The sequence below is a fragment of the Candidatus Hydrogenedentota bacterium genome, from assembly GCA_019637335.1.
GTDB lineage: Bacteria > Hydrogenedentota > Hydrogenedentia > Hydrogenedentales > JAEUWI01 > JAEUWI01.
In genome coordinates this window covers 230,664-243,919 of record JAHBVV010000006.1, presented here as the reverse complement: position 1 = coordinate 243,919, position 13,256 = coordinate 230,664, and the positions used below count along the sequence as shown (strand labels likewise).

9 protein-coding genes are annotated in these 13,256 nt (G+C 64.6%); 5 read left to right on the top strand and 4 right to left on the bottom strand.

Annotated features, from left to right (window positions below; genetic code table 11):
* Positions 1–311 precede the first annotated feature (311 nt).
* Positions 312–1,505, top strand: coding sequence for a hypothetical protein (locus KF886_09920; GenBank protein MBX3177667.1), 1,194 nt, complete (start codon positions 312–314; stop codon positions 1,503–1,505).
* An 88-nt stretch (positions 1,506–1,593) separates the two neighbouring features.
* Positions 1,594–3,420, top strand: a complete 1,827-nt coding sequence (locus tag KF886_09915) for a hypothetical protein (protein ID MBX3177666.1) — start codon at positions 1,594–1,596, stop codon at positions 3,418–3,420.
* Positions 3,421–4,059: 639 nt separating this feature from the next.
* On the opposite strand, the gene KF886_09910 is transcribed toward KF886_09915, so the two are convergent.
* Complete coding sequence (locus tag KF886_09910; GenBank protein MBX3177665.1) at positions 4,060–5,451, bottom strand: RtcB family protein; 1,392 nt, start codon at positions 5,449–5,451, stop codon at positions 4,060–4,062.
* A gap of 209 nt (positions 5,452–5,660) precedes the next feature.
* Here KF886_09910 and KF886_09905 point away from each other — a divergent pair, with 209 nt between their 5' ends.
* A complete protein-coding gene (locus KF886_09905) occupies positions 5,661–6,989 on the top strand; it encodes a hypothetical protein (protein MBX3177664.1) in 1,329 nt (442 codons plus the stop codon).
* Positions 6,990–7,428: 439 nt separating this feature from the next.
* On the opposite strand, the gene KF886_09900 is transcribed toward KF886_09905, so the two are convergent.
* Together KF886_09900 and KF886_09895 are read right to left on the bottom strand one after the other, a co-directional pair.
* On the bottom strand, positions 7,429–8,079 hold the full coding sequence (locus KF886_09900; protein ID MBX3177663.1) for a hypothetical protein: 651 nt from the start codon (positions 8,077–8,079) through the stop codon (positions 7,429–7,431).
* A 177-nt stretch (positions 8,080–8,256) separates the two neighbouring features.
* The gene (locus KF886_09895) at positions 8,257–8,901 is read right to left on the bottom strand and encodes an MOSC domain-containing protein (protein MBX3177662.1); all 645 of its coding nucleotides are present in this window, start codon (positions 8,899–8,901) and stop codon (positions 8,257–8,259) included.
* A 75-nt stretch (positions 8,902–8,976) separates the two neighbouring features.
* On the opposite strand from KF886_09895, the gene KF886_09890 reads away from it, so the two are divergent.
* Positions 8,977–10,392, top strand: coding sequence for a neutral/alkaline non-lysosomal ceramidase N-terminal domain-containing protein (locus KF886_09890; GenBank protein ID MBX3177661.1), 1,416 nt, complete (start codon positions 8,977–8,979; stop codon positions 10,390–10,392).
* An 804-nt stretch (positions 10,393–11,196) separates the two neighbouring features.
* Positions 11,197–11,721, top strand: coding sequence for a hypothetical protein (locus KF886_09885; protein ID MBX3177660.1), 525 nt, complete (start codon positions 11,197–11,199; stop codon positions 11,719–11,721).
* Positions 11,722–11,729: 8 nt separating this feature from the next.
* Here KF886_09885 and KF886_09880 read toward each other — a convergent pair whose 3' ends face one another.
* A complete protein-coding gene (locus tag KF886_09880) occupies positions 11,730–13,208 on the bottom strand; it encodes an FHA domain-containing protein (protein ID MBX3177659.1) in 1,479 nt (492 codons plus the stop codon).
* Positions 13,209–13,256: the final 48 nt, after the last annotated feature.

Below are 13,256 nucleotides of genomic sequence, written 5' to 3'. Positions count from 1 at the left end.
ACGGTCTGCACTACAGAGAAGGCCCAAGGAATCCCGTATCCGGTCTTGGCGTCGCCCCCCGAAAATGTGAACCGAGCAATCGACTCCTATTTGACTTCATCGTTGCCGATGTACCTTCAAACCGGATGAGCCCTATTTGTTCTTTCCCCGCGCCTTCCCGCGTGACAGGAAGCCCTTTCTGCGGTATGATTCAGATATAAATCGGGGATCACCCCACAAAATACTTGACAATGCCCGCGCCATCGGGTAGTTTGCTCCCGCCCCCAGGGGCGTCGGGACAGCCGTTGTCAATTTGAGGAAGCGAGCCAATTATGCAGCCCATCTATCGCAGCCAATGCCTGTTTACCCTGCTCGCCGCGCTCCTCTGCGCCGGCGCAGCCCACGCCGAACCCATCGTCCTCGTGCGGCCACACGGCGAAAACGAGCTCTTCGACGCCACCAAAGGAGCCGAATATTATCCGAAAGGCGGCGGGACCACGGAACAATTCATCGCCAGCGGGATCACTTTCAACATCACCTACGAGGATGTGAACCAGGGCTTCACCGACCCCGTGGACGGCCCATCCTTCCGCGCCCGCTTTGAGGATGTCCTCGCCTACGTCGCCGATACCATCAATATCCCCGGCCGCACCCTCGATATCGTCATGGAGCCCAGCCAGTTCGACGGAACCGGAGCCCTCGCAACCGCCGGAACCTTCTATCCCGTGGCCCCCGGATTCCACACCGGCAGCACGCTCCAGCGCCTCAACACCGGCATAAAGCCCTTTCCCGGTTTCCCCGAAATCCAGGTCCAGGTGGACAAGGGCTTCGACTGGAACGTCACCGAGGCCCCGCCCGGGCCCGGCGAGGCCGATTTCTTCTCCGTGCTCCTCCACGAAGTCACCCACGGTCTCGGTTTCACCTCCCTCATCGAACCCGATGGCTCCAGCAGCATCGCGAGCGGCGTCTACACCGTCTACGATTCGCTCCTGTTCGACGCAGTAAGCAGTCTGCGCGTCCTCGGCAATCCCGCCAACCCCACCCTCCAGACCGGCGCGGCAAGCCTCAGTAACGAGGACATCTGGTTCGATGGCCCCAACGCCTTCACCTTCTACGCCCAGGGCTCCCGCCCGCCCATCTTCGCCCCGAATCCCTACCAGCCCGGCAGCAGCATCAGCCACTGGGATATCGACAATCTCGTCGGCCCCGCCGTCATGACCCATGTTATCATCCTCGGCGTCATGCAGCGTGAATACGCCCCCGTGGACGCCGGCGCCCTGATCGATATCGGATACGCCAACGTCGAAGCCGCCGAAGGCGAAGGCGAGGGCGAAGGGGAAGGGGAAGGCGAGGGTGAAGGCGAGGGTGAAGGCGAGGGTGAAGGTGAAGGTGAAGGAGAGTTACCCGGATGCCCGCTCCTGGCTGGCGCCAAGTCGCCCGCCTCCCGGGCCGGGGGAGAAGTGGTATTATTCGCCGGTATGCTTGCCCTCCTCGCGGGATGGCGCGACGCCGCCCGGAAACCATAGCACGCCAATATCGTGTGACCATTTTCATAACTCGGAACAGGGAAGGGGAGGCCCCAACGGCCCCGCTGTAACATTGAGGAATAAACGCTTGTACAAGACAGCCAATTCTCGCATCCGCGCGTATGCCCGCGCATCCGCCCTCGGCCTGGCGCTCGCCTCGGTGGGGCTGATCATACCGGGCCCGGCCCGCGCCGCCGACACCATCTACAAAGTCACGGCCCACTCCATCGAGGCCGTGTCCGCATCCGCCAAAAACGTGCCCGACGGCGCGCCGACCATCGTGCTGACCCCCGACGGCAGCACCTATAACATCTGGTACCTCGATATCATCAACGATACGGGCGCGGGCTTCGACGACCCCGCGATCGGGGCCGATGCCCGAACGCGTCTGCAGGAAATTCTGCTCTACGTCGCCGATGTCCTGAATCAGCCGGGTACCCTCGACATCGTGATCGAAGAATCGCAGACGGACGGCGCAGGGTCCCTCGCCACCGCCGGCACCTACTTTTTCGGAAGCGCCGGTTTCCAGAACGGCACCGCTTTTCACCGCCTGACGACGGGGAACAAGCCCTTTGCGACAGTGGAGGAGCTGTTCGTCACCGTTGATTTCGGTCACAACTGGAACGTCAGCGCGGAGAACGCCACCGGCGGTAATTTCGACCTGGCCTCCGTCCTGCTCCATGAAATTACACACGGACTCGGCATTCTCTCCCTGACCACCGGAAACATGGGAGAGCCCGATCCGGCCGGCGACTCCTTCTCCGTGTGGGATTCCTTACTGGCCACCCAGGCCGGCGCAAACCTCTTCGCCGGCAATCCCCCGGGCTATGTCTTCGGCGTAGACCTCAGCCCGTTCACAAGCAACGCCCTCTTTTTCGCCGGCTCCAACGCCATCGTCGCCTACGATCAGGGCGGCGTCCGACCCGGTATCTACGCGCCAAGCCCCTACGAACCGGGTAGCAGCACCTCCCACTGGGACACCGGAAACATCGTCGGCGGCGCCGTGATGGAGCATGCCTTCCCGCCCGCGAAAACTGTTCGCACATACGCAGATTTCGAGATCGCCGCCCTCGTGGATCTCGGCTGGTCCAACGCGGCAATCCCGGGTGAGGGCGGTGAAGGCGAGGGAGAAGGCGAGGGAGAAGGAGAGGGTGAAGGCGAAGGTGAAGGCGAAGGTGAAGGCGAGGGAGAAGGCGAGGGAGAAGGAGAGGGTGAAGGCGAAGGTGAAGGTGAAGGCGAAGGCGAGGGTGAAGGCGAGGGAGAAGGCGAGGGTGAAGGCGAGGGCGAAGGTGAAGGCGAGGGTGAAGGCGAGGGTGAAGGCGAGGGCGAGGGTGAGGGCGAAGGTGAAGGCGAAGGAGAGGGTGAAGGAGAGGGTGAAGGAGAGGGTGAAGGAGAGGGTGAAGGAGAGGGTGAAGGAGAGGGTGAAGGAGAGGGTGAGTTGGCAATTATTGCCGAAACCTTGATTGCCTTGTTCGTCGACGTGGATGTAGATTTCGACGATCGATTGAGCTTTGCCGAGGCTTCGTTCGCTTTTGCCGGCCTGACCCAGGCGCAGTTTGACGCAATGGATGCGGACAACGACGGTTTCCTCACGGCAGCTGAATTGGCGGATGTCGTGGAGGGAGGCGCTGAAGGTGAGGGCGAAGGCGAAGGAGAAGGAGAAGGAGAAGGAGAGGGTGAAGGAGAGGGTGAAGGTGAGGGAGAAGGCGAGGGTGAAGGCGAAGGCGAGGGCGAAGGCGAGGGCGAAGGCGAGGGAGAGGGCGAAGGCGAGGGAGAAGGCGAGGGTGAAGGCGAGGGCGGCGGCGGATTCCAGTGCAACTTCAAGTCCGTCGGGAAGCGTCTCGGTGACATCTTCCTGCTGGGCCTGGCCATGGTGACGCTCCTCGGCCTCTCCGCCGTCGGTCGCCGCCACTAATCACATCCCAATAACGCAACCGGGCCTGCCTGTCCCCCCGACAGGCAGGCCCGAATCTTTACCGGGGACTGGCTCCCGCGACAAAACGCACCCAAGCCGCGAAAGCGCCCCAGCCACCCCAAAATCGCGGGCGCCGCCAGGGGGACTGGCTCCCGCGACAAGAACCACCCAAGCCGCGAAAGCGCCCCAGCCACCCCCAATTCGCGGGCGCCGCCAGGGGGACTGGCTCCCGCGACAAAAACCACCCAAGCCGCGAAAGCGCCCCAGCCACCCCCAATTCGCGGGCGCCGCCAGGGGGACTGGCTCCCGCGACAAAAACCACCCAAGCCGCGAATGCGCCCCAGCCACCCCCAATTCGCGGGCGCCGCCAGGGGGACTGGCTCCCGCGACAAAAACCACCCAAGCCGCGAAAGCGCCCCAGCTACCCCCAATTCGCGGGTGCCTGTACCCGCAGAAAAAAGCCACGGGCGCCACGTTCAAGCTCCGCGGCTCCGCCGCGAAGGCTTGAGCGTGCGAGTCGCCAGAAGAGCGCCAACCGTCAGGAGCAGTATTTCATCCTTAATGAGTGACGCGAAGCGTCATGAAAGCCTGTACCCGCAGAAAAAAGCCACGGGCGCCCATCCGCCCCCACCCGCACCATCAATCCTCCGCCGGCCCCCCCTGCACCATGCGCACCAGTCGCGGCTGGAAACGCGCCACCGGCTCCACCAGATCCCGCTGCGCGCGCATCACCGCGTCAATGTCCTTATACACCCCCGGAACCTCATCGAGACCTGCCGAGATCAGCGAAACCCCGCGCTCCGCCAGAAAGGCCCGGGCCTCCGCCCACCGCATCGTCCGCTTCGCCTGCTTCCGGCTCATCAAGCGCCCCGCCCCGTGTGCCGCGCTGTGCATCGAATCCGGCTCCCCGAGCCCCCGCACTATATACGCCGTCGTCGCCATCGTCCCCGGAATAATACCGAGCACGCCCGCGCCCGCCGGCGTCGCACCCTTCCGGTGCACAATTAATTCCTCCCCGCCATGCTTTTCCTTCCACGCGAAATTGTGGTGGTTCTCGATGTCCAGCAACGCCTCGGCCCCCAGCGCCTCCCGGATATGCCGGTGGATACACGCATGGTTGGCCGCCGCGTACTCGCCCATCAGGTTCATCGCCGCCCAGTACTCCCGCCCGTCCGCGCTCTTCAGATCGAGCCACGCCAGGTGCTTCAACTCGGGCGGAAGATTCCGGCGCCGGTCCATCGCGCGGCGGCTGTACTCCTGGCACACCGACGCGCCCGTGCCCCGGCTCCCGCTGTGGCTCAGCAGCGCGAGATACGCACCCGCCGGGATGCCCAGCGCGCCGTCGTCAACCGAGAACACCCCAAACTCCACAAAATGGTTCCCGCTCCCGCTCGTGCCCAGTTGCGCCCACGCCTTGTCCCGGTTGCGCGATGTCACCGGCGAAACCGACCAGTCCCGGTCCATCACCGCGTGCTCCCGACGCCGCCTGAACTGTGCGCCCACGCCAAACTCGGTCTCGCGGATCAATACATCCCGCAGCAGCGCCGCGCGGCTCTCCAGGAAGGACGGCGGCAGATCCAGCACGCTCAGCTTCACCCGGCACGCAATGTCCACCCCAACCGCATACGGGACAACCGCGTCCCGCGTCGCCAGCACCCCGCCGATCGGCAGCCCGTAGCCCACGTGCGCGTCCGGCATCAGCGCCCCACGCACCGCCACCGGCAACGCACAGGCATTCCGCATCTGCTGAATCGAATTCTCATCCAGATCCCGCCCCCACTGGCGCCACGGCGCAGGCCCTTCCCGATCGCCAACCTCCTCGGGCGCCGGCCGATAATCCCGCAGCGCCCGCGCCAGCGGACCCGCCCACGGATCGTCGATATACGCCTCGGGGTCCTCCACAATCGATCGGACAAAATCCGGCAACGCGCGCTTCTTCACGCCCTGCGTAGCCGCCGACCGCAACGTCTGCCGGGCAAGCGGAACCAGGTGCTCCGGAATGCCAAGCTCATGTAGCTCTCGCGGTTTCATACAACAACGTCTCCAACCAACAATGCCCATCGGTCATCGCCGTCACGCCTCGCGACAACGGCCCCCGCAATTCCATTCTATCCCAGATTGCCGCCCGCAATCTGATACACTATCGCCACAAACGCCCCCTGAACAGAACCACGGATTAACCTTCCCATGCATACCGCTCAATCCCAACCCCAAGATCCGCCCCAACCGGACCCCGCCCCATGGGGATGATGCTCTCCCTCGCCGAAGCCCTCCCGGCCCTAAAAGATACCGCTACCACCTTCGCCCGAATCGAGAATCCCGAGGGCGTCTTCCCGCCCTGCGAGATCGTGCCGCTCGGCCCCATCTACCCGCGGCTCGACGCCCCGCCCACAGCCATCCTGCTGGATATGGACGGCACCATCACCCAGACCGAACCCCTCTTCCTTCACGGCGTTGAGGAGGTCGTGCGCCGCGTGACCGGCTGGGAATCCCCGGCGGCCTGGGCCGGCCTTGACCCGGCCCGCGACTACCCGAAGATCGTCGGATTCAGCACGCTGCGCAACCTGGAATACCTCTACGGCGCCTGCGCGGACGCGATCCAGCCCGAGCGCTTCTTCCGGGAGGCGCTCCGCGGGCTGGTCTATCTCCACGCGCATGATGCGCCGCGCGAAACGGTGCACTGGCTCGATACCCTCACCACCGCCTACGGACTCGAGGCCTGGCGCGCCTTTGCGGACCGCCCCGGCGATGCCCCGCGCCAGCAACAGCTCATCAACGAGGCCGTCGGCCGCTTCGCCCACATCGGGCGGGACCTGTTCGCCCGCCTCGGCCTGATCATCTTTCACGCGGGCTACATCGAGACCCTGGAAAAAGTGAATAGGGGGGAGGGCGCCGAGGTCTCCCGCGCGATCTACGGCGATCCGTCGGTCCCCGCCATTGCGCCCATGGCCGGCATCCCCCTCCTGTGCGCCCTGGTTAAGGGCTGGCTGCCCGCCGACGCCGCGTCCGGCCTGGCCGAAGCAATCCCCTTCGCCGAAGCGGATACCGATACCCCCGACAGCCGCGCCGCAACCCTGAAAAGCCTCTGCCGCCACTTCGAAACCGCGCCCATCCCCGTCGGCCTCGTCACCTCCTCCGGAACCCACGAGGTGGCCCTCGTCCTCCGCGCGGTCTTCCGCGCCATGACCGACGAAGCCCGGAGCTGGCCGCTTCCGGCGCCCGCGCGGGATCGCATCCTCGAAGGGTTCGCCCACCCGGATCGCCTCTTCGAAACCATGGTCACCTGCGACGACGTGGCCGGAGGCCGCACGAAACCCTTCCGGGATCCCTACTCCCTCGCGCTGAACCGGCTCGGCCTGGACGACATTCGCGCCCGCTACGTCATCGGCTTCGAGGATACCGAAGCAGGCATCATCGCCCAGCGCGGCGCGGGCATCGGCGTTCCCTGCGCCGTGCCCATACCCCACACGCTCCACCACGACTTCACCGCCGCCGCCCACCGCCTCCCGGGCGGCATCCCGCAAGCTATCTTCCAGCACAGCCTCTTCTTCCAACCTCAGACCACATGAGGACGCTGTAAACCCCGCAAAATAGGAGGTTGGGCATCCCGACATGCCACCCGACCAACACCCCGCCAGGCCGTCCACGTGTTCAGTCGCCCCCAAGCCCACGTGCCACGCGATGGCGCCCCAGCGCCTTCGTGTGCCTGGAGCAAGAGGCGCCCAACCAATCCAGCGCTCCCCCACACGAGCGAATTAAGATCCGGCTCACCACAGGAGTTTCGGCATCCTGCCCGACATGCCACCCGACCAACACCCCGCCAGGCCGTCCACGTGTTCCGTCGCCCCCATCCCCACGGGCAAAGAGGTTGGCCTCCCCCCCGAACCAACACCAGCCCTCATCCAACGAGATCCGTCCCAATTACGCCCCAAAATTAAAAAAACCGCGGGCATTCCGCCCGCGGCTCGAATAAACGCGACCCTCTCTACGCCACCACCCCGAAGACAATCACTTCTGATGTCGGTTACGGCACGCCGAACATTCCACATAACGCGCCGTCTTCGCCGATTGAAGCGTCATCCGCGTCGGATTGATGCCCGTCAACATCGGGCAATCCTGATCCAGATGGTATTCATATAGCTGGCGAGAACAATACACAATCGTGCTCCCGGCTATCTCCGATCCACCGCGCACCTCCTGGCTCTCCGGCGTTCCAGCCGCGTCACCCGCATCCTGAAGCCGTGCGCGCTCCTCGCCAGAGTCCCGCGACTCCGCGGAGACACGCTCGCCGGACTCGCCCGATTCCCGACCGGAGCCCTCGCCCTCAGGGCGCGACCCATCAGGATACAAGCGGTTCACCTGCGGCTCATACGGCTCCGTCTGCGGGTTGCGCTCAAAGGGCGCAGTGTCCGTGCGACGGCCCGCGCGGCTGCCCGAACGCGGAGGCGCCGTGCGCTTGACCGAATAGACATTCAGGCGCTCGCCGGGCGGTAGCGTCTGGCTGAAACTCCGCTCCGGTACGGGACGGCGATTGGCCCGCATCCGCTCCCCCTCCATACGGTCATAGCCGCCGCTTGGCACGCCAGCCAGCACGGGATGCGCCAGCAGGATCGTGAACACAAACACCACGGTGAAAAGTAGACTGCGTCCCATTGACATCGCACCACTCCTCTCGTTGCCGCCCCGGCCCCAGGCCCCCGGAACATGGCAAGTTTGTCATCCAACATTATGAATTCTAAGAAGAACGCGCTGTACAAATATATTCTAAGCGGATTTGCTAACGGTGTCAATCGAATTCGACTGTTTTCCTCACGGCAACACCCAAAACCGCTTCAGTTACCCGCCTGCGGCAATTAAATCCTCGAAATCCGCCCTCCACGTTGCCGAAAGTGCCGGGTTTTCAAGAATTCGGTTGATTTCTGCGTGATTTGCCCGATCAAAAAAACGAAGGTCGCTTACCCGCGACACCGATAGCCGCGGATACGCCGACGGCGTCAAGATGATCGGATCTCCCGCGCACAGGGTCCCCTCCGAAAGCACCCGAAAGTAAAAGCCCACGCGGCCGCTCCGCAGGAATTGCTTCGGGAAACCCGGCAGTTTCATCCGAATCCCCAGCTTGAAACACGGCATCCGCGGCTGGCTGACCTCCAGGCGAACCGATCCGATCTCCAGCTGATCGCCGATGCACACCTCCGTTTCCAGCAAACCCTCCGTCGTCAGGTTCTCGCCAAACTGACCCGCCGCAAAGTCATCCCGGCCAAGCGCCGCGCCCCACGTTGCGTAATGCTCCCACGGATACCCGTAGACCGCCTTGTCCGGACCGCCATGGTGCCGCAGATCCGCCTGCTCGTCGCCCGCGATTTGCTCGCGCCCCACCGCCACGGAGCCTTCCACGGGCCGCTTGAAGATGCCCGTGCTCACCAGCTCCCCCTCGTGAAATACCTGCGTCACCCGCGATACGTTGACGGAACGAACTCTCATCGTGCTGGTTTCCCGATAGCCGCGCTTGGTGCGGGCCCGCAATCGTGCTATGCTGGCCCCACGGAGAACAATAACATGCGCACCCTGTCCAGACGCCACTTCGTGCTGCAATCCACCGCGGGAGCCGGTCTTTTCACTGCGGGCGTCCGCGCCTCCGCCGAACCGCGACGAATTCAATCGGACACCGACGATGACGGCGCACTCGAAGCTGGCGCGGCGCTCGCGGACCTGACCCCGCCCCCGGGCATCCCGATGTGGGGATACAGCAACCCCGACCAGATAAGCACCGGCACGCTGGATCCGCTCTTCGCCCGTGCGCTGCTCCTTCGAACAGGCGGCGTTGCGATCGCAATCATCAGCATGGATTTCGGGCGCATGCCCATGCCACCCATCTGCCAGCGCGTGCGCGATCGGGCCCGCGCGTTCGGTGTCGAAGAAGTCATCTTCTCCGCCACCCACACCCACAGCGGCCCGATCATGGAGCTGCCCGATCTCCCGCACAACCAGGGCATGGAATCGGCCCTCGTGGATCTGCTCCAGCGCGCGGCCAATGCGTTGCAGCCGGTTCGCGTCGGCGTGGGCCGTGCGCCTCTCGATATCGCCCACAACCGGCGCGTCGTGCGCGAAGGACAATGCTGGATGCGCTGGCGAAACCTCGATCGCCTGCCCTCCGGCCCGCTCGACCAGGAGCTCACCGCGCTTCACTTCGAATCCCTCGCGGGGGACGCCGTGGCCACCCTCGTGCACTACGCCTGCCACCCCGTTATCCTCGCGTCCGACAACACCCGCTACTCCGCGGACTGGTGCGGCGTGATGGCGCGCGAAGTCCAGGAGGCCACCGGCGCGCCCTGCCTCTTCCTCCAGGGGGCCGCCGGCGACATCAACCCCTACTTCGACAAAATGTCGCTGGCGGAAGGCGCGGAAGAAGCCGTGCACGCCGAAGGCCGCAAAGCCGCCGAAGCGGTGTTCGCCGCGCTGAAAAACCTGGATTGGCGGCCGGCGGATCGTAACCGCATCGCGCACGAGCGCGCCATCGTGGACGCCGGCCTGCGCTACGACTTTACTGACCCCGCCCAGACCGCCATTCTCCGCGAGGCCTACGGCCTCATGTTCGAGAAATACATGGCCGGACTGGGGGAGAGCCTCCCCCTCCCCGTCGACACGCTCCTGCTGCAAGATACCATCGCCCTGACCTTCCACCCAGGCGAGCCCTTCGTCCAATTCCAAATCGATTTCAAGGCGCGCGCCACCGCCCCCTGCAGCCTGCTATGCGGCTACGCAAACGACTTCCACATCTACTTCCCCACCATAGAGGCCGCCATAATCGGCGGCTACGGCGCCTCCAACGCAACCTACGTCGCCGTCGGAACCGGCGAACGCCTCCTCGCCGAATCCCTCACCCAGGTCGGACGCCTCCAGGGAGCCATCGGCCCCCTCAAGGGCCCCGGCGACCTGGCCTCACAGGATTGGACCCCCGACCAGGCGGGATGAACTGCGCCACCGGCGCAAGACAACTAAGGAGCGCCGGCGGCCCGCCAACAGATTGCGCCACCGGCGCAAAACAACTATGGAGCGCCGGCGGCCCGCCGGCATCTTGCGCCACAGGCGCAAGACAACTATCGAGCGCCGGCGGCCCGCCGACATCTTGCGCCACAGGCGCAAGACAACTATGGAGCGCCGGCGGCCCGCCGGCATCTTGCGCCACAGGCGTAAGACCACTATGGAGCGCCGGCGGCCCGCCGGCATCTTGCGCCACAGGCGTAAGACAACTATGGAGCGCCGGCGGCCCGCCGGCATCTTGCGCCACAGGCGCAAGACCACTATGGAGCGCCGGCGGCCCGCCGGCAACTTGCGCCACAGGCGCAAGACCACTATGGAGCGCCGGCGGCCCGCCGGCATCTTGCGCCACAGGCGCAAGACCACTATGGAGCGCCGGCGGCCCGCCGGCATCTTGCGCCACAGGCGTAAGACCACTATGGAGCGCCGACGGCCCGCCGGCATCTTGCGCCACAGGCGTAAGACAACTATGGAGCACCGGCTCCATTAGTAAAAACACATCCTGTCCCGCACTTCAGACCGCTGAAGTGTTACCAATTGGGAAAAAAGGCCGAAGGCGCGCCGTGGAGGACAGCACGTCCTCGAAGCGCCAAAGGCGCATTACATACCAGCCTGGGCCAACGGCCCAGGAATTCCGGGCAATTGACCTCAAAGGGCTGAAAGCCCGTATCATAATCACCGGATATGTAATACTAACCCTGCCTGCCCGCAAGCACCCCCCAAACCCCGGAGAACACCATGCCCCGTAAACCCCTCCTCACCGCGTTATTCACCACGGCCGCATTCCTGCTCGCCGGCTGTCCGGAACTCATTGTGGGAACAAATGTCTCCGGCGAATACACCGGTTCCTGGAGCACCACCGCGGAAGAGGGCGCCGAAGTAGAAACCTGCCCCATGGCCTTCGAACTCGTCCACTACCCCAACGCAAACAGCATCGAAGACGCCACCCTGGTCACCGGCTACGTCACCCTCGACTTCTCGTGCTTCACCATCCTCCATTCCATCCTGCGCTTCCAGAATATCGCCGTCGGAGAAATTCCAGTCGAGGGCTACTCGCTCGCCGGAGGAACCTTCCTCCTCCGCTCCCGCGACCTGATAGGCGGGTGCAACGGCGACCTCTGCATAAGCCTGATCCTCAGCGGCACGGCAATAGACAGCGACGGGGACGGGCGCGCGGATACCCTCTCCGGGGATTGGACAGCCCTGTTTCCGTTTCCAGCAAGCGGATCCTTCTCCGCGGAGCTCGATGCCGAACCCGCCTGAAAATACGCCTAATGCGCTACCGAAACGGTGTTTCGGCCCGCCGCCACCGCCGTTCGCAGCGCGGACTCCATCGCCGAAAGGCAGGCCGCGGGCTCGCTGCCCGGCGGGATGGATGTCAGACCCGCGCTGATCGTAGCTCGAAACGACTCCTCCTTGTAGTGGAAGACAAACGCCTCCACCGTCCGCCGCAGGTCCTCCAGTTTCGAAAACACCGCCTCCGGCGGTTTCTCCTCAAACAACACCGCCACCCGGCCCCCGCCCATGTCCCCCGGAAGATCGTTCCGCTCCAGGTAGCGTTCCAGTAAGTCCCCCAGATCGGTCATCACAATCACGCTCGCGATCTGGCCCCGCGCCTGGACTATCGCCGGCAGATTGTCGATCTCGATCAGGCACGCGCAGAGCGGGGTCGTCCCCTTCTGGAGGAAATTCCCGAGCGCGCGGCTCCACGCGTCCGGAGGCAGCAGCCCCGTGCCCTTCTGGATGCTGTACAGGTGGTGAACATCCTTGTGATACCGCGCCTCGATCTCGTCCAGCAACACAAACTTGAACAGCACATTCCCCAGCATCACCCGATCGCCATGCCGCAGGATCGTCGAGGTCACCGGAATATTGTTGACGTAGGTCCCGTTGCTGCTGTGCAGATCCGTGATGACAAAGGTCTCCTGCCCGTACTCCTCGTTCCGTGTGATCCGAGCGTGTTCCCGCGACACCAGCGGCGATCGCACCGTCGTGTCCGCGTCCGGGGAACGGCCAATCAGGTGCTCCTGACCCGTAAGCTCGATTTCCCGGCCCAGATCCCAGCCGTCCAGGCAGATGAGGCTCGATCGCAGCGGCAACCCCGATTTCACCGGCTTGTGCATTTTGTTGTCGAAGAGCTGGGTTGCCGTGACATCCTCTTCCTCCGCCGGAGGCTCGGGCGTCGGAGCCGGCGGTACGGTCTTCGGGCGGGCAGCGGGCTTCGGCGCGATACCCAGGCTCGCCAGGCTCATCTCCGCGCCGCCGGCCGGCCCGCCCGCCGAAGCCGTGAACAAACGCCGCGCCACCAGCTGAAATTCCGACAGCGAGCAGACAAACGCCTTCAGACGGTACCCCGGACACGCCGCGTGCAGGGCCGCGATGGCCGCGTCGTCAAGCGGGTTCACCATCGCCACGGTCAAATGCGTGCCCAGCACGTCAATCGGAAGCACAAAGTGGCGGCGGCACAAGTCCTGCGGCAGCACATCGAGCGTGCCCTGGTTGATCTGGTAGTCCTGAAGGCTCAAGTGCGGGATCTTGAGCTGCTTCACCAGCAGCGACGTAATATCAGGCTCCTTAACGAACCCCAGCTGGACAAGCGCCTGAATCAGGTTGGGCGTCTCGGGTCCCTGAAGCGCCCGCGCGGCCTCCATCTGCTTCGCGGTTATAACTCCGGTCCGGATCAGCAGGTCGGCCAGACGGTCTGGTGCGGGCGGGCGCCCGCCGGCGGGCTTTTCGGGTGCATCGCTCATAAGAAGCTGGGACTTGGTTTCCTCGTCGTGGGGGGGGCTGCTATTCCA